The 24,523-nt window shown below is 63.2% G+C and carries 21 protein-coding genes; 9 read left to right on the top strand and 12 right to left on the bottom strand.

From position 1 onward, the window contains the following. Positions 1–193: 193 nt before the first annotated feature. A complete protein-coding gene (locus tag IVA95_RS12310) occupies positions 194–799 on the bottom strand; it encodes a DNA-3-methyladenine glycosylase (protein WP_247510716.1) in 606 nt (201 codons plus the stop codon). Positions 800–954: 155 nt separating this feature from the next. Between IVA95_RS12310 and lipA the strand changes: the two genes are divergently transcribed. The 4 genes from lipA to IVA95_RS12290 all read left to right on the top strand — a co-directional run bounded on the left by lipA (position 955) and on the right by IVA95_RS12290 (position 5,163). Beyond that, entirely contained in the window at positions 955–1,914 is a 960-nt protein-coding gene (gene lipA / locus IVA95_RS12305; RefSeq protein ID WP_247510712.1) for a lipoyl synthase, read from the top strand. A 9-nt stretch (positions 1,915–1,923) separates the two neighbouring features. Continuing rightward, entirely contained in the window at positions 1,924–2,403 is a 480-nt protein-coding gene (locus tag IVA95_RS12300) for a type II toxin-antitoxin system RatA family toxin (protein WP_247510711.1), read from the top strand. Between the two features lie 67 nt (positions 2,404–2,470). After that, entirely contained in the window at positions 2,471–3,379 is a 909-nt protein-coding gene (locus IVA95_RS12295; protein ID WP_247510710.1) for an NAD(P)-dependent oxidoreductase, read from the top strand. A 110-nt stretch (positions 3,380–3,489) separates the two neighbouring features. Then, positions 3,490–5,163, top strand: coding sequence for a thiamine pyrophosphate-binding protein (locus tag IVA95_RS12290; protein ID WP_247510709.1), 1,674 nt, complete (start codon positions 3,490–3,492; stop codon positions 5,161–5,163). 7 nt (positions 5,164–5,170) lie between these two features. On the opposite strand, the gene IVA95_RS12285 is transcribed toward IVA95_RS12290, so the two are convergent. Beyond that, positions 5,171–5,773: a CinA family protein gene (locus IVA95_RS12285; protein WP_247510708.1), complete on the bottom strand. Its 603-nt coding sequence runs from the start codon at positions 5,771–5,773 to the stop codon at positions 5,171–5,173. Between the two features lies 1 nt (position 5,774). Then, positions 5,775–6,956 (bottom strand): bifunctional 2-C-methyl-D-erythritol 4-phosphate cytidylyltransferase/2-C-methyl-D-erythritol 2,4-cyclodiphosphate synthase, encoded by a 1,182-nt coding sequence (locus IVA95_RS12280; protein ID WP_247510707.1) that lies wholly within the window; start codon positions 6,954–6,956, stop codon positions 5,775–5,777. Positions 6,957–7,238: 282 nt separating this feature from the next. On the opposite strand from IVA95_RS12280, the gene dusB reads away from it, so the two are divergent. Genes dusB through ntrC form a run of 3 tightly spaced genes read left to right on the top strand, consistent with a single transcriptional unit; the run spans position 7,239 to position 10,864 of the window. After that, complete coding sequence (gene dusB, locus IVA95_RS12275) at positions 7,239–8,240, top strand: tRNA dihydrouridine synthase DusB (RefSeq protein ID WP_247510715.1); 1,002 nt, start codon at positions 7,239–7,241, stop codon at positions 8,238–8,240. Continuing rightward, entirely contained in the window at positions 8,237–9,412 is a 1,176-nt protein-coding gene (locus IVA95_RS12270) for a nitrogen regulation protein NR(II) (protein ID WP_247510706.1), read from the top strand. Before dusB ends, IVA95_RS12270 begins: the two co-directional genes overlap by 4 nt. Positions 9,413–9,421: 9 nt before the next feature. Continuing rightward, on the top strand, positions 9,422–10,864 hold the full coding sequence (ntrC, locus tag IVA95_RS12265) for a nitrogen regulation protein NR(I) (RefSeq protein WP_247510705.1): 1,443 nt from the start codon (positions 9,422–9,424) through the stop codon (positions 10,862–10,864). 164 nt (positions 10,865–11,028) lie between these two features. Here the strand turns inward: ntrC and IVA95_RS12260 are convergent, their stop codons facing one another. The 8 genes from IVA95_RS12260 to IVA95_RS12225 all read right to left on the bottom strand — a co-directional run bounded on the left by IVA95_RS12260 (position 11,029) and on the right by IVA95_RS12225 (position 19,446). Continuing rightward, positions 11,029–12,075 carry a TetR/AcrR family transcriptional regulator C-terminal domain-containing protein gene (locus IVA95_RS12260; RefSeq protein ID WP_247510704.1) on the bottom strand — a complete coding sequence of 349 codons (1,047 nt, stop codon included), beginning with the start codon at positions 12,073–12,075 and terminating at the stop codon, positions 11,029–11,031. Beyond that, positions 12,045–12,701 carry a TetR/AcrR family transcriptional regulator C-terminal domain-containing protein gene (locus IVA95_RS12255; protein ID WP_247510703.1) on the bottom strand — a complete coding sequence of 219 codons (657 nt, stop codon included), beginning with the start codon at positions 12,699–12,701 and terminating at the stop codon, positions 12,045–12,047. Before IVA95_RS12255 ends, IVA95_RS12260 begins: the two co-directional genes overlap by 31 nt. A gap of 29 nt (positions 12,702–12,730) precedes the next feature. Beyond that, a complete protein-coding gene (locus tag IVA95_RS12250; RefSeq protein ID WP_247510702.1) occupies positions 12,731–14,311 on the bottom strand; it encodes a DHA2 family efflux MFS transporter permease subunit in 1,581 nt (526 codons plus the stop codon). Continuing rightward, entirely contained in the window at positions 14,308–15,339 is a 1,032-nt protein-coding gene (locus IVA95_RS12245; RefSeq protein ID WP_247510701.1) for an HlyD family secretion protein, read from the bottom strand. Before IVA95_RS12245 ends, IVA95_RS12250 begins: the two co-directional genes overlap by 4 nt. 52 nt (positions 15,340–15,391) lie before the next feature. After that, positions 15,392–15,526 carry an SDR family oxidoreductase gene (locus tag IVA95_RS12240; protein WP_247510700.1) on the bottom strand — a complete coding sequence of 45 codons (135 nt, stop codon included), beginning with the start codon at positions 15,524–15,526 and terminating at the stop codon, positions 15,392–15,394. A 192-nt stretch (positions 15,527–15,718) separates the two neighbouring features. Beyond that, entirely contained in the window at positions 15,719–16,651 is a 933-nt protein-coding gene (locus IVA95_RS12235) for an MBL fold metallo-hydrolase (RefSeq protein WP_247510699.1), read from the bottom strand. Between the two features lie 95 nt (positions 16,652–16,746). Next, entirely contained in the window at positions 16,747–17,964 is a 1,218-nt protein-coding gene (locus IVA95_RS12230; protein WP_247510698.1) for an NAD(P)/FAD-dependent oxidoreductase, read from the bottom strand. 534 nt (positions 17,965–18,498) lie between these two features. After that, a complete protein-coding gene (locus IVA95_RS12225) occupies positions 18,499–19,446 on the bottom strand; it encodes an AraC family transcriptional regulator (RefSeq protein WP_247510697.1) in 948 nt (315 codons plus the stop codon). Between the two features lie 491 nt (positions 19,447–19,937). Here IVA95_RS12225 and IVA95_RS12220 point away from each other — a divergent pair, with 491 nt between their 5' ends. Further along, positions 19,938–20,870 (top strand): AraC family transcriptional regulator, encoded by a 933-nt coding sequence (locus IVA95_RS12220; protein ID WP_247510696.1) that lies wholly within the window; start codon positions 19,938–19,940, stop codon positions 20,868–20,870. 28 nt (positions 20,871–20,898) lie between these two features. On the opposite strand, the gene IVA95_RS12215 is transcribed toward IVA95_RS12220, so the two are convergent. Next, positions 20,899–21,813, bottom strand: coding sequence for a catalase (locus IVA95_RS12215; protein ID WP_247510714.1), 915 nt, complete (start codon positions 21,811–21,813; stop codon positions 20,899–20,901). A gap of 376 nt (positions 21,814–22,189) precedes the next feature. Between IVA95_RS12215 and IVA95_RS12210 the strand changes: the two genes are divergently transcribed. Further along, positions 22,190–24,517 carry a PAS domain-containing sensor histidine kinase gene (locus tag IVA95_RS12210; protein WP_247510695.1) on the top strand — a complete coding sequence of 776 codons (2,328 nt, stop codon included), beginning with the start codon at positions 22,190–22,192 and terminating at the stop codon, positions 24,515–24,517. Positions 24,518–24,523: the final 6 nt, after the last annotated feature.

Genomic DNA, 24,523 nt, shown 5'->3' with positions numbered 1-24,523 from the left:
TAATCTTCGTCATGGACGGTCCCCTTGTCTGGTTCGACTCAGCATCGCCAGTCTGGCACATCGATGCCGTTCGGGGGCCGTCCACCCCATCATTGCGAGGAGCGAAGCGACGAAGCAATCCACTTTTCCGTTATGCTGCGAGATGGATTGCTTCGCTGCGCTCGCAATGACGGCTGAACGAGAAATCGCGTTGTCAGAAAGCCTTGCTCAGGAATTTCGATCCCTTCAAACCATAGCGCCACGGCAGTTCGACCGCTTTTGTAATTCCGATCCGTACGCCGGCAGCGATGTCGAGTTTGCCCACACGCGCATGCAACGCGAACGGCGGCTGATCGAGTGGCAGTTCGTTGTGCTTGATCGTAATCCCAAGCGCCTCACACAATTTGCCCGGGCCGGAACACAGCGCGCGCTCGTCCTGCAGGCCACGGCGACGGCGCATCGCCGTTATGCCGTGAGTCGGCTCCAGCGCGCGGATCAGCACGGCGCTGGCCGAGCCTGCCGCCTCGGAAACGAAGTTCACGCACCAGTGGATGCCATAGGAGCGGTAGACATAGGCAAAACCCGGCGGGCCGAACATCACCCGGTTGCGCGGCGTCGGCCCGCGGAACGAATGCGCGGCCGGGTCCAGATGGTGATAGGCCTCGACCTCGACGATGATGCCGCCGACGCCGTCGAGCAAGAGCGTCGCACCGATCAGGTCGGGCGCGACCTCATGCACGCTGCGGTTAAAAAACGAGCGCTTCAGCGGCTTGCCGAGGCGAGGGGGGACGGCATCGGCCGGCTTCGAGATTTGAGCCATTTCCAGGTGAGAATCGTTCGCGGAACAGATGAAAACCGTCAACATCTTGCACGTTCCTGCTAGGTTCCGCGAGCTAGGCTGCGGTTTTCCGCAACAGAGTTGCAGCCATCTGCAACACGGATTAGCTAAGTGTTCTCGCAATATCCGGACTTAACATGGTCGTGCTCGTCGATACCGTTTCCCTGAACCAGGTTCGCCCGCGTCACCCCGAAAAGGTGAACCGGCCGGATGCGCTGTCGCCGCCGAAGCCGGACTGGATCAGGGTGCGCGCGCCGAACACCCGCGGCTATGCCGACACGCGCAAGATCGTCAAGGAGAACGGCCTCGTCACGGTGTGCGAGGAGGCCGGCTGCCCGAATATCGGCGAGTGCTGGGACAAGAAGCACGCCACCTTCATGATCATGGGGGACACCTGCACGCGGGCCTGCGCGTTCTGCAACGTCAAGACCGGCATGCCCGGCGCGCTCGACGCCGCCGAGCCGGAACATGTCGCGGAGGCGACCTTCAAGCTCGGGCTGACCCACGTCGTTGTGACCTCGGTCGACCGCGACGATCTCGCCGACGGCGGCGCCGAGCACTTTGCGCAGACGATTCGCGCCATTCGCGCGCGCTGCCCGACCACGACGATCGAAATCCTTACCCCCGACTTCCTGCGCAAGGAAGGCGCGCTGGAGGTGGTCGCGGCAGCCAAGCCCGATGTATTCAACCACAATCTGGAAACCGTGCCGGCGCGTTATCTCACCGTGCGGCCGGGCGCGCGCTACTTCCATTCGATCCGGCTACTGCAGCGGGTCAAGGAGATTGATCCCACGATCTTCACCAAATCAGGCATCATGGTCGGCTTGGGAGAGGAGCGCCACGAGGTGCTGCAGGTGATGGACGATCTGCGTTCCGCGGACGTCGATTTCCTGACGATCGGCCAATATCTGCAGCCAACGCGCAAGCACCACGCCGTCATGCGCTACGTGACGCCGGACGAATTCGCGGGTTACGAGAAGGTCGCCTATACCAAGGGTTTTCTGATGGTGTCGGCCAGTCCGCTGACCCGCTCGTCGCATCATGCGGGTGAGGATTTTGCCAAGCTCAGGGCGGCGCGGGCTGCGCTACACGGGTGAGCGCGTCCGATGCCTCGCTTTTCCAGCAAGCGCCGGGTTCATCATACCGCGTCGCACATGTTCGATCTGGTCGCCGATGTCGAGCGCTATCCGGAATTCGTGCCGCTGTGCCAATCGCTGAGGATACGGCAGCGTACACAGAAAGCCGACGGCACTGAAGTCGTCGTCGCCGACATGACGGTATCGTTCAAGCTGGTGCGGGAGTCCTTCACCAGCCGGGTGACGCTGGACCGGCCGAACCTGAAAATCATGGTCGAATACCTGAAGGGTCCTTTTAGCAATCTCGAAAACCGCTGGACGTTCGAACCGAAATCCGAAACCGACTGCGACGTCGGTTTCTTCCTGTCCTATGAATTCAAGAGCCGGATGCTGGCGATGCTGATGGGAACGATGTTCGATACCGCCTTCCAGCGTTTTGCCGCCGCGTTCGAAAAGCGGGCGGACGCGGTTTACGGCAAGCCAGGGGCGGGGCCGGCCAAAGCCGGCTAGACGTCGGCGCGATCGGCCGAGCATCGCACCACTCCAACAAATCCTCCAACAGTACGGAAGCCCAGAGATGACGACATTCGAACGGGTTGGTTTTATCGGCCTCGGCGGAATGGGACGCGGCCTGGTCAAGAACCTAGTCGCCAAGGGCGTGGCGGTCACCGCCTACGATCTCAATCCCGCCGCTATGGCGGTTGCCACATCCTTTGGTGCGACGGCAGCCGGCAGTCTGCAGGAGATCAGGGACAACTGCCGCATCGTCATGATCTGCGTCAACGAAGCCGAGGATGTCGAGGCGTTGATGACTTGCGGCGATGGGCTGCTCGCCGGTCCGGCGCCGGGATTCGTCATCGTGGATCACACCACCGGCAGCCCGCAGATGGTCGCAAAGCTCGACCGCATGGTGCGGGCAGCCGGCGGCCGGTATGCCGAAGCACCGATGACGCGAACCCCGAAACACGCCGACGCCGGCAAGGTCAACGTGCTGTTCGGTGGCGAGCGCGACCTGCTCGACGACCTCAGGCCCTATTTTGAGCTCTATGCCGAAAACATTTTCCATATCGGCCCGCTCGGACACGCCATTCGCCTCAAGCTCATTCACAACTATATCGCCTTCGCCAACGTGGCGGCGTGGTGCGAGGGGTTTGCGCTAGCGGCGAAGGAGGGGCTCGACCTCTCGCAACTCATCGGCATCATCTCGGCCGCAGGCGCCAAGAGCGGCATGCTCGACCTCTACGGCCAAGCCACGCTCGATGGCGACTTCACCCCGCTGATGTCGTTGGCGAACGCCCGCAAGGATGTCCGCTACTACGCGCGCTGGCTGGAGGAGGCGGGCCTGCCCGGGTTCATGGCCGAGGCCGTGCACCAGACCTACCGGCAGGCGGCGCTGCTCGGGCATGACCGCGAGTCCTGCACCGCCGTCATCAAGGCCTATGAGACCGTGACCGGCGTGGCCGCGCGGGTAGGACCGAAAGGCTAACAATAATGCCCAGCGGCATATCTGATTTCGCAGGAAACCGGTTGCTGGTGCCGACGCCAGTCTTTAAGCCGGTCGCAAATCCGTAATCCCCGACACGGAGGGACAAGACGATGGACGCAAATCTTCGAACCGGTGGCCATATTCTCATCGAGCAATTGGCCTTGCACGGCGCCGACACCGTGTTCGGCGTGCCCGGCGAGAGCTTCCTGGCTGCCCTCGACGGCATGTACCAGAGTCAACGCGTGCGGTTTATCAACGCGCGTCACGAGGGGGGCGCTGCCATGATGGCGGATGCCTATGGCAAGCTGACGGGACGGCCCGGCATCGTATTCGCCACCCGCGGCCCGGGCGCCACCAATGCGTCCTCCGGTGTCCATGTCGCATTCCAGGACTCGACGCCGCTGATCCTGCTGCTTGGCCAGGTCGGGCGCGACATGATGGAACGCGAGGCGTTCCAGGAAATCGATTACCGCCAGATGTTCGGGCCGATGGCGAAATGGGTCGCCCAGATCGATGATGCGCGGCGGATTCCAGAGTTCATTTCGCGCGCCTTCTTCACCGCGACCTCGGGCCGTCCCGGCCCGGTCGTGCTGGCGCTGCCCGAGGACATGCTCACCGATACCGCCGAGGTGGCGGATGCGCCGCCCTATAATCCGATTCCGGTCGCGCCCGATGACGGCGCTTTGCGGCAATTCCATGCGCTGCTGTCGGAGGCGAAGAAGCCGTTCCTGATCGTCGGCGGCGGCGGATGGAGCGATCAGGCCCGCCGCGATCTCGAAGCATTTGCGTCGGCGCATGAAGTGCCCGTCGGCGTGTCGTTCCGATGCCAGGACTATTTCGACAATCTGCATCCGGCCTATGGCGGCCATGTCGGTATCGGTCTCGACGCAAAAATCGCCGACCGTATCCGAACCAGCGATCTGGTGATCGCGCTTGGCGCGAGGTTGGGGGAGGCCACCACGTCCGGTTATACGCTGTTCGATATTCCAAAGCCGAAACAGCCATTAGTTCACATCTATCCCGATCCGGAAGAGATCGGCCGCGTTTATTCGCCGACGCTCAGCATGGTCGCGAGCAGCGCGGCCTTTGCAGCCGCCATCAAGCGGCTGGAGCCGAAGCATCAATCGCGCGCCGACTATGTCAAGGCGGCGCATGCCGACTATCTCGCCTTTACCGAGCCGACCCGCTCGCCCGGCGACGTGCAGCTCTCGCAGGTCGTGCGCGGTTTGAGCGATCGCTTGCCCCATGACGCCATCATCTGCAACGGCGCCGGCAATTATGCCGTCTGGGTACATCGCTTCTGGCGCTATCGGCAGTACCGCACCGAACTCGCGCCGACCTCTGGCTCCATGGGCTACGGCTTGCCCGCGGCAGTTGCCGCCAAGCTGCTGCACCCCGAGCGAATGGTGATCGCGTTCGCCGGCGACGGCTGCTTTCAGATGACCGGGCTGGAGTTCATGGCCGCGGTCGAAAACCGGCTGCCGCTGATCGTGATCGTCTGCAACAACGGCATGTACGGTACCATCCGAATGCACCAGGAGCGGGCGTATCCCGGCCGTGTCTCCGGCACCGACCTGGCCAACCCCGACTTTGCCGCACTGGCACGCGCCTGTGGCGGCTTCGGCGCATGTGTCGAGCGTACCGAGGATTTCGCGCGCGCGTTCGACGAGGCTGTCGGAAGCGGACTTCCGGCCATCATCGAGCTTTCGATCAGCCCAGAGGCGTTGACGCCGGTGAGCTCGCTGAGCGAAACACGCGCTAAGGCTTTGGCCGCGGCGGTTTGATACTGATTTATGGTCGCGTCGGCCGGCGCCGTTTAACGGCACTGCGCCGCGCCGTACGGGCCACCCGTGGGCGTAGCCGGCTCATCGTTTCGCGTCGCGGTTTGACCGGCGGCTGCGGTCCGCGTGCCAGCTCCATCAGCATGCGCAGCGCTTCCACTACCGAGCGCTGGCGCACAGTGGTGCGGCCAATGGCGCCAAAACGGAATTCGCGGTGCAGGATCTTGCCGTCGCGCGACGCAACGGCGAAATGTACGAGGCCGACCGGCTTGCCCGGCGTGGCCCCGCCCGGACCCGCGATACCGGTGATGGATACCGCAAGATCGACGCCGGCCTTTTCCAGCGCGCCGACCGCCATTGCAGTCGCGATTTCCTTGCTGACGGCGCCGAAGGTTGTCAGCGTTGAGGCTTTGACGCCGAGCATCGCGCGCTTGGCTTCATTGGAATAAGTGACGAAACCGCGGTCGATGACGTCCGAAGAGCCGGGAATATCGGTCAGCGCGCCGGCGACCAGGCCTCCCGTGCAGGACTCCGCGGTGGCAATCGTCAGCTTGCGCATCCGGCACAAATCAAGCAGCGAGCGGGCGAGGGCGCGGGCGTCGCTGCCGCTCATGTTACTCGCTCCAGGGAAGGCGGATCGTGGCGCTCGCGGTTGCGGCGATGCCTTCCTCGCGGCCGGTAAAGCCGAGCCGTTCGCTGGTCGTCGCCTTCACCGCAACGCGGGAGATGTTGAGCCCGGTGATCTCGGCGATGCGGGCGCGCATGACATCGCGCAGCGGCCCAATCTTCGGGCGCTCGCAAATCATCGTGACTTCGAGATTGGCGATTCGTCCGCCCCGCGCGGTGACGCGATCGACGGCATATTTGAGAAACTTGTCGGACGCCGCGCCCTTCCACTGCGGGTCGCTCGGCGGAAAGTGCGAGCCGATATCGCCATCCGCCAGCGCGCCGAGGATGGCGTCGACCAGGGCATGCAGGCCGACGTCGCCGTCGGAATGAGCGAGAAAGCCTCTGACGTGCGGCACGCGCACGCCGCAGAGCATCAGATGATCGCCGTCGCCGAAGGCGTGCACGTCGTAACCGGTGCCGGTTCTGATGTCGCCGAGTTGGGCGGCGAGCCGGGCTTCTTCACGAATAAAATCTTCAGGCGTCGTCAGTTTCATGTTTGCAGGATCGCCTTCAAAGGTCGCCACCGTCAATCCCGCCCACTCCGCGAGCGCCGCATCGTCGGTGAAATCGCTGCGGCCGTCGCGCGCGGCGCGGCGATGGGCGTCGAGAATGACATCGAAGCGAAACGCTTGTGGCGTTTGCGCGATACGCAACGATGCACGTTCGGGCGTCGCCTCGACGTGACCGGAATCACTGACCTGCTTGATCGTATCGGTGACGGGAATTGTCGGAACGGCGGCGCCCGTCCGACCGGCGGCATCGATCGCACGTGAAATCACCGCGGAGGTCACGAAGGGCCGCGCGGCATCGTGGATCAGGACGATGTCGGGCTTCGCCGCAGCCAGCGCCTCGAGTCCGGCATGCACCGAGGCCTGACGGGTGGCTCCGCCACTGGTGGGAGGTTGATGGCGCAGTCCTGCGACGGCTTCGTTGAAGATGACGGTGTCATCGGGATTCACCACCGGTTGCACGGCGAAGATATCTGGATGCCGGCTGAACGCTTGCATGGCGCGGAAGATCACCGTCTGCCCACCAATCTCGCGATATTGCTTGGGTCCTCCGGCGCCGGCGCGAAGCCCGCGTCCGGCGGCGACGAGAATGGCTGCGGTACGCTCAGGTCTGGGCATCGTGCTCAAATACGAACGATCAGGGTTTGATTGGGGGCGGGTGCGCTGGCGCACAGCCCTTACCACGCCGAACAGGGAAAAACAGAGCGATTCCCACTACCTGTGGGAAAAGCAGTTTTTGTTGCAGTGCACTTGCGCAAATGATAGATCTGTCTAAAGTGTAGGCAAGAAGCTTGACTGCCCAAGATTTGTGCTCACAATATGCGTCGACGGTTGCAATGACGCCGCCGCCCTAACCAAGAGAACGCCGTGACCGGCCCGGAAAGTTCACGCTCTAAGCCGTTGAAAATAGGCGAGATTGCTGTCGCCAACCGGGTCCTTCTGGCGCCGATGTCCGGCGTCACCGATGCCCCCTTTCGACGCCTTGCCGCCACTCTCGGTGCCGGACTGGTCGTCTCCGAGATGACCGCCAGCGACGAACTCGTGCACGGCAGGCCGATGTCGATTCTGCGCTGCGAGACGGCCGGTGTCGGGCCTCACGTCGTCCAGCTCGCTGGCTGCGAGGCGCACTGGATGGCGGAGGGGGCGAGGGTGGCCGAAGCCGCCGGCGCCGACATCATCGACATCAACATGGGCTGTCCGGCGCGTCATGTCACCGGTGGCCAGTCCGGCTCGGCGCTGATGCGCGATCTCGATCATGCGCTCAAGCTGATCGAAGCCACGATCGCGGCGGTCAAGGTGCCGGTGACGCTGAAGATGCGGCTCGGCTGGGACGATCGCTCGCTCAACGCACCCGAGCTGGCGCGCCGCGCGGAAGCCGCCGGGGTGCAGATGATCAGCGTGCACGGGCGCACGCGCTGCCAATTTTACAAGGGCGTCGCCGATTGGGCCGCCGTGCGCGCGGTCAGGCACGCGGTTTCCGTGCCGCTCGTCGTCAACGGCGACATCACCTCATTCGAGCAGGCAGTCCGCGCACTGGAAGTGTCGCGTGCGGACGCCGTGATGATCGGGCGTGGTGCGCAGGGCCAACCCTGGCTGCCGGGGCAGATCGGCCGTCGGCTTGAAACCGGAAAGGCTGAGACTGCGCCGTCGCTGGCCGAACAACTCGCGCATGTGCGCGCACTCTACGACGAAATCTGCAGCCATTACGGGCTGCGCATCGGGCTCAAGCATGCACGCAAGCATCTCGGCTGGGCGCTGGAGGTCGCGGCGCAGTGCAGCCGGGCGCCGGCGGAGACGCTGAAGGGCTGGCGGCAGAAGATTCTGACGTCGGAGAATCCGCACCGCGTTCACCGGTCACTACAGGACGCGTTCGACGATTTCGCATGGAGTGCTGCTGCATGAATTCAGCCGCAGAATATCGCCGCGCCGTCCCCTCCGAGAGCGAGGCCATCCTCAATGCACTGCCCAATCCGGTGCTGCTGGTGGCGCCCGACGGCCGCATCGTCGACGCCAACATCGCCGCTGAATCTTTCTTCGAGATCTCAACGCAGTTCCTGCGCCGGCAATCCCTGAAAGAGCTGGTCCCGTTCGGCAGCCCGCTGCTGGCGCTGATCGAGCAGGTGCGATCGAGCGGCTCGCCCGTCAACGAATACAAGGTCGATCTCGGCACGCCCCGCATCGGCGGCGATCGCCAGGTCGACCTGCACGTCGCCCCGCTCACTGAGCGGCCGGGGCACATTGTTGTCATGCTGCAGGAGCGCACCATAGCCGACAAGATGGACCGGCAGTTGACGCACCGGAGCGCGGCGCGCTCGGTAATCGCGCTGGCCGCGATGCTGGCGCACGAGATCAAGAACCCGTTGTCTGGCATCCGCGGCGCAGCGCAATTGCTGGAGCAGCAGGCCTCATCCGAGGACCGCATGCTGACGCGGCTGATCTGCGATGAAGCCGACCGAATCGTCACTCTGGTCGACCGCATGGAGGTGTTCGGCGACGACCGCCCGGTGGCGCGCGGGCCGGTCAACATCCATTCCGTGCTCGACCACGTCAAACGACTGGCGCAGTCCGGCTTCGCCCGCAACATCCGTTTCGTCGAGGAGTACGATCCGTCGTTGCCGCCGGTGCTGGCCAATCAGGACCAGCTCATTCAGGTCTTCCTCAATCTCGTGAAGAACGCCGCCGAAGCGGTCGCCGATCTCGGCAGCGATGCGGAAATCCAGCTCACCACCGCCTTTCGTCCTGGCGTCCGCCTGTCGGTGCCGGGCAAGAAATCGCGGGTGTCGTTGCCGCTGGAGTTTTGCGTCAAGGACAACGGATCCGGCGTGCCGGAAGACCTGCTGCCGAACCTGTTCGATCCCTTCGTGACGACAAAGCAGACCGGGAGCGGGCTGGGTCTCGCCTTGGTTGCCAAAATCGTCGGCGATCACGGTGGCATCATCGAATGCGAATCCCAGCCGCGGAAGACGACGTTCCGGGTGCTGATGCCGATGTTCAATCCCGCCAAACAGTTCGACCAAAGCAACCGCGACGGCGTTCCGGGTACGCTGCCGCCTGCCTCACAGGACGCAAGATGAGGAATACCAATGCCCGCAGGTAGCATACTCGTTGCCGATGACGACACCGCGATCCGCACGGTTCTGAACCAGGCTCTTTCGCGCGCCGGATATGAAGTGCGCCTGACCGGAAATGCCGCGACGCTGTGGCGCTGGGTGAGTCAGGGCGAGGGCGATCTCGTCATCACCGACGTGGTGATGCCGGACGAGAACGCGTTCGATCTCCTGCCGCGCATCAAGAAGATGCGGCCGAACCTTCCCGTCATCGTCATGAGTGCCCAAAACACCTTCATGACGGCGATCCGGGCCTCGGAACGCGGCGCCTATGAATATCTGCCGAAGCCGTTCGACCTCAAGGAGCTCATCACCATCGTCGGCCGCGCACTGGCCGAGCCGAAGGAGCGGGTGACGAGCGCGGCGGACGAGGGTGAATTCGATTCGATCCCCCTGGTCGGCCGTTCGCCCGCGATGCAGGAAATCTACCGGGTGCTGGCGCGGCTGATGCAGACCGACCTCACGGTGATGATCTCCGGCGAGTCCGGCACCGGCAAGGAACTGGTTGCCCGCGCGCTTCACGACTACGGCAAGCGCCGCAACGGCCCGTTCGTCGCCGTCAACATGGCGGCGATCCCGCGCGACCTGATCGAATCGGAGTTGTTCGGCCATGAACGCGGCGCGTTCACCGGCGCCAATACCCGCGCTTCCGGCCGCTTCGAACAGGCCGAAGGCGGCACGCTGTTCCTCGACGAGATCGGCGACATGCCGATGGAAGCACAGACGCGGCTGCTGAGGGTGCTGCAGCAGGGCGAATACACCACAGTCGGCGGGCGTACCCCGATCAAGACCGACGTACGGATCGTGGCGGCCAGCAACAAGGATCTGCGCATCCTGATTCAGCAGGGCCTGTTCCGGGAAGACTTGTTCTTCCGCCTCAACGTGGTGCCGCTGCGCCTGCCGCCGTTGCGTGAGCGGATCGAGGATCTGCCCGATCTTATCCGGCATTTCTTTTCGCTCGCCGAAAAGGACGGCTTGCCGCCGAAGAAGCTCGACACCTTGGCGCTGGAACGGCTCAAGCAGCACCGCTGGCCCGGCAACGTGCGCGAACTCGAAAACCTCGCGCGTCGGCTGGCCGCGCTTTATCCGCAGGACGTCATTACGGCGTCGGTGATCGATGGTGAGCTGGCGCCGCCGGCGGTCACCTCGGGCGGCAACGCCCCAATGGGCGTGGAAAACCTCGGAGGCGCGGTCGAGGCCTACCTGTCCTCGCATTTCTCAGGCTTTCCGAACGGCGTGCCGCCGCCGGGCCTCTACCACCGCATCCTCAAGGAAATCGAGGTACCGCTGCTCACCGCGGCGCTGGCGGCCACGCGCGGCAACCAGATTCGCGCGGCCGACCTGCTCGGTCTCAACCGCAACACGCTCCGGAAGAAGATCAGGGATCTCGACATTCAGGTCTACCGGAGCGGCGGCTAGGGATTGCATCGGCCGCCTCGCTGCAATGCTAGCGCGCGCCTTCGTCAATTGCGGGGTTTCGCCGGTCAGCCGCCTGGACGCCGTGGTGACGGCTCTGCGAGGCATACCAAGCGCCGTCGCGACCGACGCGTCAGTGTCGCGCGGCATGCATTGTGCGATGACCCTCACGCCGTTAAGGCTCCTCGTGCGAGGATTGACGTCTCGTCAGGCTCGGCGCCGTCGAGAAAGACTTTCACCGCGGTGCGGGCGCGCTTGTCGATCTCGGAAAGCGTCGGTATCTCGCCGAGTTGAAGCACAGCTTCCAGATGAACGTTTCCGTGGAGCATTCCGAGAAACTGGCGGGCGCCGGCTTCGCAATCCGCGAGATCGACTTCGCCGGCCTCTTTCGCTTGCGCGAGAATTTTTGTAAGCACCGCGATTGCCGGCGTAGGGCCATGTTGCGCATAGGCCTGCGTCGCGTCTGGGTAGCGGTCCGCTTCGAGGATGGCTGTGTAACAAACCTCAAGCAACGACGGTGTCATCATCGTCTCGAGAAGATTGCGTCCAATGATGATGAGCAATTCCCTTAACGGCAGGGAAAGCTGGTCGGCACCGACACTCAGTGCGTTGGACGAGTACTGGCTGACGACTTTGGTGAACTGGTCGACGAGAAGTTGCTGAACATTCTCGCGTCGTGTCGACTTTTCCCGGAGCAGCTGCCGGTAGAGACCGTGTGGCGTCCATGCCCAGCTCGATCGTCCCAGCAGGAACGCCGAGAGAACCGCACAGTTGGACCAGCCGCGAATCTGGCTCGCCCTGCCTGGTACCGCTTCGCGCACGCGAAGGATGTCGCCCGTCGCACCCCACCGCAGAAATCTGACGGCATCGGCCGGCGGCAAGATCGTCACCATCATGCGCGTCCACCACGGCTCGACAAGCAGCCAGCTCCCCGTGCCCGTCGGTCGCATGCCAAAGACGTGCTTGTGCCTGCGATGGACGAACCGATGCCACCACTGTCGTCGAAGGCCGGGCACGAAACAGATGATCCAGTCGGCGGCATCGACGGTCACCAGGGATCCATTCTCGTCGACGTTGTTCGCCAAGTCTGGCGGGACATCGCCGACAACATTCAGTCTTGAAGGGCTCTCTCTATTTCGCCCCGGCCAGGACCGCCTCGACTGGACAATATCGTTAGCTGCGCTCATCGGGTAATGCTCCTCACGCTCGCGCATCCATGAATGAAGCCTTCGGTGCTGGCTCTCACGCGGTCGGCGGCTGCTGCCTCCTGGCGCATTGCGGGGCTCAGCATGAGTGCCTGGTAGAGCGGTTCCCTCAGCAGCCCCAGCAATTGCTCGGCATACAGCTGAGCGTCAGTTATCGGCAGAATCCCCCGTTCATTTGCTGCCGACAGAAACTCGCGCAGCTTGAGGGTGACGGTCGCCTGACCAGCCTCGTGCACCCGCTTCTTGAGGGCAGGATTGCGTGCACCTTCGGTCATCATCATTCGAATGAACCCGACCAGGGTGGTCGAATATTCCTTCCAGGCAACGCGTCCGAATGCGATAAGGGTCTCGCGTACGTCGTCTACAGAGCCAGGACGCGATCTCCTCACCAGGGGCTGCGATATCAGGGAGGCTTTGTGTTCGGCGATCGCGACGATGAGATCGTCGATGCTCTCGAAAGCGGATAGAATGTCTTCCTTTGAGTATCCGCTTCGATCCAAGATACTATCGAGGTCGGCCGGCGCGCCGCTCGAATGAGCGAGAGCCTCGCTGACTGCCAGCACGATGTCGGCGCGAGCGTCTGGGCCCGATGCCGCATTGTCTTGTCGAGTGGGCTTCGGCGCAGGATGAATCATATGCAGCTCCTCGGTTCGGACTAACTGCCTCACACGCATCTTGCGTGCAGGGCCAAGGCGATCTTGATGGTGACCAGCACGGGCGCGGCGATGACGAAAAGCAGGGCAACTGCAGCGAACGCGGTGTCGAAAGCGATCACTGTGGACTGACTGGTGATCGTTCGGCCCAACAGGCCGATCGCAGCCCGGCCTGCAGCCACACCGTCCATCCCGCGTGCGGCGAGAATCGTGCTCATCGTCGTCAGCCGCTCGCTGACTGCAGGAACGCCTGCGGTGACACTCGCGCCAAGCACCGTGACATTGGCGGTGACATTGTGGTCGATCATTGTCTGGAGCCCGGCGACCCCCATGAGGCCGCCGAGCTGGCGGCCCGCATTGAAGAGACCAATGCCGGCTGCGCGGTTGCGGTTGTTGAGCTCGCTGAAAGCGATCAGGGTGATCGACAGGAAGAGGAAGCCAAGTCCGAAGCCGCGCAGCAGAATGGCGACCATCATGTCGTCGGCACCGCTCTCGCTGGTCGAGCCGGACAGCATCCACATCGCCGCCATGATCATCAGGATGCCAAAGGGCACGGTGGCGATCGGCGGAGCGCCGCGGACCTGCATGAGGAAGGCGGCCACGAGGAGCGCGCCGACGAAAAGCGCGCCGCTTGGCAGCAGCAGCTGGCCGGCATCGGTAGGCGTGAACGCGAGAACGGACACGGCAAACGACGGGATTAGGAACGCGCTGCCGAACAAGGCGGCACCGGCGACGAAACTGACGATGAAAGCGAAGGAGAAATCGTGCGATTTGAACAAGGTGAAATCGAGCATGCCCTGGCTTTTGGCCATCACCTGTTGGCCAAGAAAGGCCAGCAGAGCGGCTGCGCCGATCAGAGTCAGCCACACGATGCGAGGCTCCTCGAACCACCGCCATCGGCTGCCTTGGTTGAGAACATAGGTGAAGCAGAAGAATGTGACTGAGATCAGCAAGAAGCCGGTCCAGTCGAACGGAAGGCGCGAGGTCGCAACGGGTCTCGGATCGTCCGCGATTAACAGAAGTCCGATAGCGGCGAGGGCAATCGGAACAACGCCGAAGAAAATCCATGCCCAGGACTGGCTGTCGATCAAGCATCCCTGAAGAGCGGGGGCAATAGTTGCCGGAGCGACGACCGATCCCATCGCAAACAGCGCCTGCAGGATCGGCTGACAGGATCGTGGATAGGCGAGAAAAATCATCGACTGCCCGGCAACAAGCAAAGTGCCGCCGGAGAAGCCCTGTATGATACGCAGCGCGATCAGCAGGTCCAGCCGATATGTAATGGCGGCGATGCCGCAGGCCGTGCCCATGACCAGCGTCGAACCGATGATCAGGCGGTGCGGACTGGTGCGCGTCATGAGCCAGGAGGCGGCCATGAACCCGATCAGCTTTGTTGCGGTGTATCCGATGTCCAGCCAGGCGAACTCGTCGGGAGTCGCATGGGTGTCGCCAATGATGTCGTTGCGCCCGAGCGACAGGACGGTGCTTGCGATCCCTTCCGTCAGAGTGGCGAGCACGATGCCGGCGACAAGAATACTTCCTGCCGCGCGCCTGTCATAGCCTGGCGTGGCGTCGGCGATCGCGGTGGTCATGTGCCGCTTCCTCGATCGATCTCGACACGCGCGGACAGGCCGGGCACGACGCGACCGGGCAATGGATTTCTGGCGAAGCGGATTTTCACAGGCACGCGTTGAACGACACGAATGAAGTTCCCCGTCGCGTTGTCAGTGGGGAGCAGGGTGAACGCAGATCCGCTGCCGGGCGCAAAGCTGTCCACCACGCCTTCAATCGTCTGGTTCGGATAGCCGTCCACTGTGATGCGGGCGCGCTGTCCTGGCCGGATATGTTCGATCTGGCTTTCCTTGAAGTTCGCCACCACCCACACGTTCTTGACCGTAACAATGTCAAGCAGGGAGGTACCCGGTGCGACAAGCCGGCCGACGCGGACCTGGCGGTTGCCGACGACGCCGTCGACCGGCGCATGCACCACGGTGTGGTCGAGATCGATCTGGGCGAGATCGCGTGCGGCGTGCGCCTGCGCCACTGCAGCAACTGCAGCTTCGCGCTGGCTGGCAAGGACGGCGATGCGTTGCCGCTGGGCCTCCACCGTTGCCGACGCCGCCGACACGCCCGCCTCGGTTCTCGATAGCGCCGCATCGCTTTCATCGACCTGCGCCTGGCTGACGGCGTTGGTGCGGATCAACTCACGGCGGCGATCGGAGGCCTTGCGGGCCAGATTCATCTCGGCCACGCTCGCAAGTCTTTGAGCTTCGGCCTGCCGTATCAGGGCATGCTGGAGTTGGGTCTCCGCATCGACATTGGTGAGGCGGGCTTGGGCGGCTTCGACATTGGCCTCGGCTTGCGCAAGGCGTGCGCGGTAGTCGCGGTCGTCGATCCGGAAAAGAATGTCACCGGCCCGAACGGTCTGATTGTCCTGCACCTCGACGGCCGTGACGTAGCCCGCAACTTTCGGCGCGAGCGACGTCATGTCGCCACGAATGTAGGCGTTGTCGGTGAACGTCCCGTTTGAATGGGTATAGACCCATCCGCCGGCCACGACCGCGACGGCGCTGAGGCACAGCAACAAGCCGACCACCTTCCTCTTGTTAAGATGCACCACGACTCCTCCTGCAACAGTTGTTTTCGCTGAAGCGACCGCTCATTCGCCGCGCCTACCTTGCGGTCCAGCCGCCGTCGACCGAGATTGCGGTGCCCGTGATCTGGTCCGCCGCAGCCGAGCACAGAAAAGCGACGGCGCCGCCAAGTTGCGCCGGCGAGGCGAAGTCGAGCGAGAGGTCGAACTCCAAAAGGGTTTTGGGTGAGCGGGCCGCGCTCCGGCGCTGGAAAAGCCGGCCGCATCGGTAGACTTCAAACCTAGTTGCGCACCGTGTGGTCGAGCTCCAAGAGGATTTTGGGTAAGCGGGCCGCGCTCCGGCGCTGGTAACGCGGCCCGTATCGAATGAAGCGCTTACGAGGCGCCTCTCGTTCGGACCGTGCGGTCAGTAGTCCCAGAAGACCGGCACCCAACGAAAGGCGTCGCCGTCGACTGCCACATGGCCGACGGACGGGAACGGCAGGTGAGTGGCCACCAGCAGCCCACCGGTCTCGGCCAGTTCCCGCAAAAGACTGATACGAACGCGAGCCGACTCCTCGGGGTCGTGTTCGAACCCGTTGTACCACTCGGGGTGCTCGAACCCGACCGCGAACACGAGGTCTCCGGCGAACGTCAGCCGGTCGCCGCCGGACGCCACGCGGACCACGCTGTGCCCGGGGGTGTGGCCGCCGGTGCGAGTGACGACCACTCCCGGTGCTACCTCGTACTCCTCCTCGAACGGCCGCAGCTGGCTGCGGTACTCTTTCACGAACCGCTTGGCGGTCGATCGAAGCGCGTCCGGGAACCCCGGCGGCATGGAGACGTGGGAGAAATCGGGCGCCTCCCAGAATTTGACCTCAGCGGCCGCCACGTGGATCCGCAGGTCCGGACGTAGCCGTTCCTTGACCCCGTCGACGAGCAGCCCGCCAATGTGGTCCATGTGCATGTGGGTCAGCACCACGTCGGTCACGGACGCAAGATCGATGCCGGCGGCCTCCAGTCGCTTGATCAATTGCCCGGCCCGCGGCAAGTGCAAGTCCGGGTCGAGCCCAAGCCCAGCATCGACGAGTATGGTCCGGTCGCCGCTACGCACCACGACCACGTTCAGCGCCCAATCGTAGGCGTCCGGCGGCAGGAACATGTCTTTCAGCCAGGTCGCCCGGACGGCCGGGTCGATGTTGTGGGCCAACATTGCGGTTGGGAGCGTTAGCACGCCATCGCTGACCACCAGCACGTCAATGTCGCCGACCCGCACCGCGTAGCGCGACGGAACCAATTCGTTAGGGCCCGGTCCGCCGGGGTGTGAGGTGTTGGCCAGGCTTGTGTTTGTTAGGCTCATGTTCGTCTCCTGTTTCATGTTCAAGGCTACTGGCTGGTCTCGGTTGAGCAGGCCGCGCAGCCAGCGAGAAGCGCGGCCCGTTTCGCGTGAAGGGTCTAGAAGAAGCCACTCACGTCAGTCACACGCTCCGGATCGGCAGAGGCCAGCGCGGCAGCGCGCTCGGCACGCGGCGGATAGATCCAGACGGTGTTGATTTCCTGCTTGGTCTTCTTGCCGACGTCGCCGACCATCTTGACCTGGCGTTCCCAGCCAACGGTGAACAGCGCACCGGCTTCGCCGAGATCGAGGCAGGTGACGTAGCCCTTCTGGTGATATGGCTTGGTCGGAACGCCCAGCAGTTCGGCGGCGGCATTGTTGCCGGCAAAGGCGCCCATCCGCGTGGCGTGCTGGCACGACATCAGCGCGTAATTGCCGATATCGTCACATGCTGCGCGAGCGGCGTCACCGGTGGCAAAGACGCCATCCACCGACGGCACGCGCAAATCCCGGTCGACAAGCAGCCGGCCGAAATTGTCGCGCTCGGCGGGAATCTGCTGAGTCAACGGGGCGGCACGAATGCCCGCCGCCCAGATCACGGTCTCGGCTTCAATGCGCTCGCCATCGGAAAGCGTGACGCCGGATTTGTCGAGCGACGCGACGCCGGCACCGAGCCGGGTCTCAACGCCGAGCTTGCGCAGGGCGTCCTCAATGACGGGGCGGGGACCCGCGCCCATGTCGGGAGCGATCGCGCTGTTCCGGTCGACGATAATGACGCGCGGCTTGGCATCGTTACCAAGGACCGCACGAAGCCGCGCGGGCATCTCGGTTGCCGCTTCGATGCCGGTGAAACCGCCTCCGGCGACGACGACCGTGTCGCGCCCGTTGATTGCCGGACGATTGGCCAGGCTCTGCAGATGCCGGTCGAGGGCAATCGCGTCGTCGAGTTGGTCGACGCTGAAGCCGTGCTCGGCAAGACCGGGAATATTCGGGCGGAACAGGCGGCTGCCGGTAGCCACAACCAAGCGATCATAGGAGAGAGTCTTTCGGGTGCCTTTGGCCGTAGCGACTTGCACCACGCGAGCCTTGGTGTCGATCGCTTCGGCGTTGCCCTGCACGTAGACAACGTCGATGGCGTTGAGGACATCGAGCAGCGGCGCCGTCAGGGTCTCGGGCTTCGATTCATAGAGCCGCGGGCGAACCACCAGCGTTGGCTCTGGCGCAACCAGCGCGATTTCGAGATCCTCGGGTGAGACGCCTCGGATGTCGCGCAGGCGGGCAGCGGAAAGTGCGGCGTACATGCCGGCGAAGCCGGCGCCAATGATGATAAGTCGCATGTGTTTGCTCCTGTGGGTTGAATTTTCTCGAACGTACGCACGTCACCGCCGCCGCTCTGCATTGGCGGTAAACCTCTTGCGACCGATGACGCAAAGATGATGTGAAACGAATCCCGGCTGTTACGGTGCGGGGCAGTCCAGCATTAGCGGCATTGGCATGGGGCGTTCACATGCCGCTCGGCAGCCTCCGGATCCCAAGAGCGAGCCGCGTTGAAAGGCCATCAACGGAGCGGGCTTCGCGGGCCAGTCCTTGTAGAAGATGATGGAACTGACAGGGTTGGCGGTTTGGACGGCATGTGCCGGAACTTCCGTTTCTTCGCCCGCGGCCGAGGTGAAGCGAACGCTCAACGAAAGTCCGTACATGAGAGCGGTCGCGACGACTCTCCGCCGCGGTGCGATTGCAAAGGGGTTAACGACGTTCATCCAGGCCATCGTTTGTCTCCATCCGGTGTCGGCGTTGGGCGTAACGTTGATTTAGCGAATTAGCTTTGCGACTGCCCCAGAGCGATTGCCGTACCTGTAGAGCGATTGCTGTTACCGAATGCGTCGCCGCCAATCGCTCGGTGTCTCTCCGGTCATCTTCCTGAACGCCGCAGCGAAGGCGGTCTGGGAGGAATAGCCAAGCGCGGCTGCGACCGAGACGACCGATGTGTCAGTGTCGCGCAGCATGCTCATGGCCTGCTCGAGCCGGTGCTGGCGCAGCCAGGCATGCGGCGAAAGCCCGGTGCTTTCCTTGAAGGCGCGGCAGAAGTGGAAGCGCGACAGTCCGGCATCTGACGCGAGCGCAGCGAGCGAGACGTCCGCATCGCTGTCCGAGCGCAAACGTTCGATGGCACGAAGCAGGACCTTCGGCGACAACCCACCCATGGTCGGCTGGATCGTGGTTGGCGAGCCGGTGTGCGCAGCCAGCAGACGCGTGGCCAGGAGGTCCGTCAGTTGCTGCCTGAACAGCGCATCCAGGGCCTCATTGCCCCCAAGGACATCCGCCGCGCTCAGGAGCAATCGGGATGTGATGGGGTCGGGATGCGCCGTTCGCTCCACGAGATTGGTCGATGTGGCGATGCCGGCTTCGTCGGCAACCCGCTTGAGCGTTGCGTGGGGCAGATAGAGCTGTACGACATCAACCGGTTTCGGGATATCCCATCGGGAGCTTGATCCTTCCGGAATGATTATCAGAACCCCGGGACGAAACGTTCCAATGGCAACCGATCTTCCTGACCGCCGCTCCATGCGCTGAACCGAGCCGTTGTAAGCCATAATGACGTGTTGGCTCATGGGCTCGACGACGTCGTGCAATGGCTCATGTTTCCAGTGGGCGATCCCAGCACCGGAGGGGTCCAAAGCCATGCGGAGTGGTTTGGTGTGGAGCACGCGTGCCATCTCCGCATCGGCAGCACGGGACTCGGAAATCGGCGAAGAATCCGCGTCCGACGCGGTCTGGAAATTCACTTCCGAAGAATTGCGCAGGATCGGCTTGCTCATGGCAGTTGCTCGCTTCAGGGGGGACCTTTCACTCGCGCCGCCGGGCCTGACTTGCGGTGCTGACGCGAAGCCGTTGCTTCTTGTCTGCCGGTATTGATGCCGCCAAGCGTCGCGAGCTTTCGGTGCGCGTTCTAGGCGCGTAGAGCTATGGGGTCTTTCCCAAAGCGGCCGTGCTTTGCCTGATCTTGCTGCAAGCGGTCATCAAGCGTTTGTGACCAAAGTCGCGCTCAACGAAAGCGCAGTGGTCGGCCTCTGCTGCCGAATGAGGCAATCGGCCGCTACCAATGCGTGTACTTGAGCGGGAGTGTTGCGAATGGACAACAGCGCTGCCACTCCAGAGCAAGCTGTTGAGCTTTACGTCACAAAACTAAGGAGGTAGCGGCCTCGCCAAACGTCGTAGACGGCCGCGCGCCGAAAGCAGATAATATGCATGCATTTCGCCTGACCGCGATGAGCGGCACTTTCCGACTTCACAAGTGAGATCGACGCATATGGCACAGGCGGGCGCGTTCGGCGCGAGGCTCGGGAAATTCCTGCACCTGAAGGATGCGCCGCCGTCGCTGGTCACGCGTTCACTGCGCGGCGTCGAACTTGCGGTCACCGAAACCCGCGACGATAACCCGGTGCCCGGCCTGTCCGGCTCGCTGACATCCGAGGATGCCTTTCTCGTCAGCCTGAAGCTTCACGATTATCCTGACTGCGAGCTCTGGGAGCGCGGCAAGTGCATCATGAAGAGGGATGTCCGGGCCGGCGCAACCTATCTGTACGATCTCAAGCGCGATCCGCGCTATGTGATCGACAAGCCGTTTCATTCCCTGTTTTTCCATCTTCCGCGCTCGGCGCTCGACCGCATCGCTGAACAGTCCGGCGCGCCGCGCATTGGCGATCTTGCGTGTGAGATCGGCGTCGGCCACGACGACACGGTCATCCGTCATATCGGCGCCTCGTTCCTGGAAGGATTACGGCGGCCGTCCGAGGCCAACCAGCTTTTCATCGATCACATGATGCTCGCGCTCACCGCGCACGTTGCCCAGACCTATGGCGGACTGCGGCGCCCCGCCGAATCGGCGCGCGGCGGCCTTGCGCCGTGGCAGGTCAAGCGCGCCTGCGAAAGACTCGAATCCGACCTCGGGGGGACGCTTTCGCTGCAACAGATCGCGGCTGAATTCGATCTCTCGGTCAGTCACTTCTCGCGCGCCTTTCGCATCTCCACCGGCCTGCCGCCGCACCAGTGGCTGCTGCGCCAGCGTGTGAAGGCGGCCAAGCAGCTGATGACAGTTCGCGACCTGCCGCTGTCCGAAATTGCGGTGTCAGCGGGGTTCGCCAATCAGAGCCACTTCACGCGGGTGTTTACCTCCGTGATCGGCGTCAGCCCGGGAGTGTGGCGCCGCGAAAGGCCGGGCGCGCCGGAAAGCGAAACGTGATCGGAGCCACGGCAGCAGCCTCGTCCGCTCAGCGACGCCCTGTCTGCGAGATAGCGTAGGCGGCGCGGCGGGCCGCAAACATCTCGTCCGGCGGATGACCGATGCCTTCGGCCAGGGTTGCCGGGTTGAAGACGGGTTCGTCGCACGCATCGTTTGCTTCAACCCCGGTGATCACGATCGTTCCCAGCCGCACCGCCTCGCGTCCGTCCTCATCGGGCCATCGGATGGTCACGTCCATGACGGGGTCGCCCGGACGGTCCAGCAGCGCCATCACGCTGAACCTCATATCGCGAGCCGCGATCCGGGATTCGAGGTCGTCGTGCAGGAGCTCGGCAGGCTTTGCCTTGGCCCCGGCCTCGGGCTGCGTCGCCTGTTCGCCGACCGGCGTGACCTTGAACTTGATGAACCGTGTCTCACCTTTTGAATTCGTCGCGGGAAACGCGTGCACGCCCCAATAGGTTGTGCAGGCAAAGCTTGCGGGCGGCGGATGCGCGACGATGTAGTTTGCCTGATGCAGCGTCTCGGGATTGGCGGCTGAGAATGCCTCGACCCTATCCACGTCCGGCTTGCCGTCCGGTCCTGGAATGCGCGCTCGGAGGAAAGCCAGCATCTGGTCAAGCGTCCTCGCGAAATGAACCGGGGCGCTCTGCGTGAAGATTTCCGAGCGCTGGCCATCGCTGCCGAGCCGGAAGCTGAAGCCGCGCAGCAACAGGTCGGTCGTGTCCAGGCCTCCCTCCACCGAGAAGCGCGCCAGCACGCGCGATGGCTTGGTGAAGCTACAGGATTTCGTGATCTCCTTGGTCTGATCCGATGGGGCGTAAGTGCCGCGAACGCATCGGCCCCTGGCAAAGCTAGCACGTGCCTTTGGCGGAAGACCGGCTACCCGCTTCATGACGGCGACGATGGATGCGGGGCTGGCAAGGCCACTCGGGAACTTGGGCAGGACGGAACCTCGGATTCGAACGTTGACGCACGTTTCTGGCGCAGGACAGTTTGCGCGTCTTTCCCGAATCCCCCATGCCTTGTCCGATTCTGCGACAAAGCTTGCCGATGCCAGCCTCTCCGATGCGTCACCATTTCGCACGAACTCAGTCCGCTTCTCGCCGCGAGCCTGCGAGCAGTCTCGGCATCGCATGTAAAGTGAGGACCGCATTGGCGATTCGGTATTTTGGCAATTTTACCACTTGCCGGAAGAGAATTGCGGTAAGCGATTGAAAAGACGAGCATCTTACTGATGCCGCATTTCAGCAACATTGTGATATGAATGCATCAGTCCGCAACAGGCGGGCCTAAGCTCTTTCAGCTCACCGATTGCCGGAATGACCACCGCAGACACCTCGGCACCACCGTTCGATCCATCACGTACCGAATCCGGAGGGGGGATCCTGCGGAAATGGGTGGCGCCGTTTGCGGTCGGGATCGCGCTGCTGTCGGCATTCCTGACCTTCATCGTCCTGAGCGGCCTGACGCCGATCGAGCCGACCCGCCACGTCGTCTATTCGTTCCTGCTGATCAACACGGCGACCATCCTGCTGCTGGTCGGGATCATCATCCGCGAGATTTGGCAGGTGATCCAGGCACGGCGCCGAGGCCGGGCGGCGGCAAGGCTGCATGTGCAGATCGTCAGTCTGTTTTCGATCATCGCCGTACTGCCAGCGGTGCTGGTTGCCATCATCGCCAATGTTACCCTCGATCGTGGTCTCGATCGGCTGTTTTCGGGACCGACGCGAGCGGCGATCGAGAATTCGCTTAACGTTGCCCATGCCTATGTCAATGAGCACGCCTCCCTGATCAATGGCGACATTTTGGGGATGGCCAACGATATCGCCAATGCGCGGCCGCTGTTCGACCAGGACCGAAGCACGTTTCGCGAATTGCTGACGGCAAGTGCTGCAGCACGCAATTTGCCAGGTGCAATGCTGATCGACAGGGATCGCAATGTCCTGGAGACCGCACAGACCGGTATTCGGCAGGAATTCACGACGCCGCCGCAGGACTTCCTCAGCAATGTCGATGAAAACAAGCCGGAGATCGCAGTCTTCCCGGAAGAGAACTACGTCGCCGCGGTCATTCGTCTGCGCGCGTTCAGCGATACGTTCCTCTACGTCGCCCGTCTGCTCGATCCGCGGGTGGTCGGCCAACTCAAGCAGACCCAGGCCAACGTAGCGGAATACGCCGCGATCGAATCCCGAAGACTCGGTATCCAAGTCACTTTCGCGCTGATGTTCGCTGTGATTGCGCTAACGATCCTGACCGCATCGGTGCTGATCGGCTTGAATTTCGCCAACTGGCTGGTGGCGCCAATTCGCAACTTGATGAGCGCGGCCAATATCGTTTCGACCGGCGATCTGCATGTCCAGGTGCCGGTCCATAAATCCGAGGGCGACCTCGCCCAACTCGGCGAGACCTTCAACAAGATGACTGCCGAATTGCGCACCCAGCGCGACGAGCTGGTCAGCGCCTCGGACCTGATCGACAGCCGCCGTCGTTTCATCGAGGCGGTGCTGTCCTCGGCCAGCGCCGGCATTATCGGCGTCGACGCCTCGGGTAGCGTCGGAATTCTGAACCGCTCGGCCGAGAAACTCATCGGCCACGCCGAATCCGAGACGCTGGACCATCCGCTGTCGGACGTGCTGCCCGAGCTCGACGACATGATGAAGACCGCACGCGAGGGTACGCAGCGCCTGGTGCAGGGCCAGATCACGATCATGCGCGACGGCCATGAGCGCAACCTGTCGGTCCGTGTCAGCGCCGAGCAGACCAGCCACTCGCGCGATAGCTACATCATCACGCTCGACGACATCACGGAGCTCGTCTCCGCGCAACGTACCTCGGCGTGGGGCGACGTCGCGCGCCGCATCGCCCATGAGATCAAGAATCCGCTGACGCCGATCCAGCTTTCGGCAGAACGCATCCGCCGCAAATTCGGCAAGGTCATCACCGAAGACAAGAACATCTTCGAACAATGTACCGAAACCATCGTGCGACAGGTCGACGACATCAGGCGGATGGTTGATGAATTCTCCCGCTTCGCGCGCATGCCAAAGCCCGTCATGGAAGGTGAGGACGTCGCCGATACCGTGCGGCAGGCGGTATTTCTGATGAAGGTCGGGCATCCCGATCTCGATATCGAGGCCGATATCAAGCAGGACCCGATGCGCGCGCAGTTCGACCGCCGGCTAATCTCGCAGGCGCTGACCAACATCATCAAGAACGCGACGGAGGCGATCGAGCAGGTGCCGCCGGAAGAACTCGGCAAGGGACGCATCGACGTCATCGCCGCGCGCGAAAACGCCGACATCGTGATCGACGTAATCGACAACGGTATCGGCCTGCCGAAGGTGAGCCGCGCGCGGTTGCTGGAGCCCTATGTGACGACGCGCCAGAAGGGCACCGGTCTCGGGCTCGCCATCGTCGGCCGCGTCCTGGAAGACCATGGCGGCCGCATCGAACTCAAAGACGCCTCCGATTTCCGCCCCGGACAGCGCGGCGCCTGGATGCGGCTGCGGTTCGCCGTATCCGGCCATGCGCCGAAGGCCGAGGCGAAGCAACCGGCTGCGGAGGCAAAACCACAGATTGACGAAACCAATAAGGCGGCATCCGCGACCAATGATGAAACAAAAACCGAAGCCGCAACAGGCAGCTGACAAGGC

Source organism: Bradyrhizobium sp. 157 (assembly GCF_023073815.1).
Taxonomy (GTDB): Bacteria; Pseudomonadota; Alphaproteobacteria; order Rhizobiales; family Xanthobacteraceae; genus Bradyrhizobium.
The sequence above is the reverse complement of the archived record's forward strand: the minus strand, read 5'-3'. Positions and strand labels throughout refer to the sequence as shown.

Bases quoted from the DNA above. Each gene is read 5' to 3' on its own strand.
- IVA95_RS12250 (WP_247510702.1), bottom strand. From the start codon at position 14,311: ATGACCACCGCGATCGCCGACGCCACGCCAGGCTATGACAGGCGCGCG.
- IVA95_RS12280 (WP_247510707.1), bottom strand. From the start codon at position 6,956: ATGCCCAGACCTGAGCGTACCGCAGCCATTCTCGTCGCCGCCGGACGC.
- IVA95_RS12220 (WP_247510696.1), top strand. From the start codon at position 19,938: ATGGCACAGGCGGGCGCGTTCGGCGCGAGGCTCGGGAAATTCCTGCAC.
- IVA95_RS12270 (WP_247510706.1), top strand. From the start codon at position 8,237: ATGAATTCAGCCGCAGAATATCGCCGCGCCGTCCCCTCCGAGAGCGAG.
- lipA (WP_247510712.1), top strand. From the start codon at position 955: ATGGTCGTGCTCGTCGATACCGTTTCCCTGAACCAGGTTCGCCCGCGT.
- IVA95_RS12255 (WP_247510703.1), bottom strand. From the start codon at position 12,701: ATGATTCATCCTGCGCCGAAGCCCACTCGACAAGACAATGCGGCATCG.
- IVA95_RS12290 (WP_247510709.1), top strand. From the start codon at position 3,490: ATGGACGCAAATCTTCGAACCGGTGGCCATATTCTCATCGAGCAATTG.
- IVA95_RS12285 (WP_247510708.1), bottom strand. From the start codon at position 5,773: ATGAGCGGCAGCGACGCCCGCGCCCTCGCCCGCTCGCTGCTTGATTTG.
- IVA95_RS12300 (WP_247510711.1), top strand. From the start codon at position 1,924: ATGCCTCGCTTTTCCAGCAAGCGCCGGGTTCATCATACCGCGTCGCAC.
- IVA95_RS12235 (WP_247510699.1), bottom strand. From the start codon at position 16,651: ATGAGCCTAACAAACACAAGCCTGGCCAACACCTCACACCCCGGCGGA.
- IVA95_RS12310 (WP_247510716.1), bottom strand. From the start codon at position 799: ATGGCTCAAATCTCGAAGCCGGCCGATGCCGTCCCCCCTCGCCTCGGC.
- IVA95_RS12260 (WP_247510704.1), bottom strand. From the start codon at position 12,075: ATGCGCGAGCGTGAGGAGCATTACCCGATGAGCGCAGCTAACGATATT.
- IVA95_RS12230 (WP_247510698.1), bottom strand. From the start codon at position 17,964: ATGCGACTTATCATCATTGGCGCCGGCTTCGCCGGCATGTACGCCGCA.
- IVA95_RS12225 (WP_247510697.1), bottom strand. From the start codon at position 19,446: ATGAGCAAGCCGATCCTGCGCAATTCTTCGGAAGTGAATTTCCAGACC.
- ntrC (WP_247510705.1), top strand. From the start codon at position 9,422: ATGCCCGCAGGTAGCATACTCGTTGCCGATGACGACACCGCGATCCGC.
- IVA95_RS12210 (WP_247510695.1), top strand. From the start codon at position 22,190: ATGACCACCGCAGACACCTCGGCACCACCGTTCGATCCATCACGTACC.
- IVA95_RS12295 (WP_247510710.1), top strand. From the start codon at position 2,471: ATGACGACATTCGAACGGGTTGGTTTTATCGGCCTCGGCGGAATGGGA.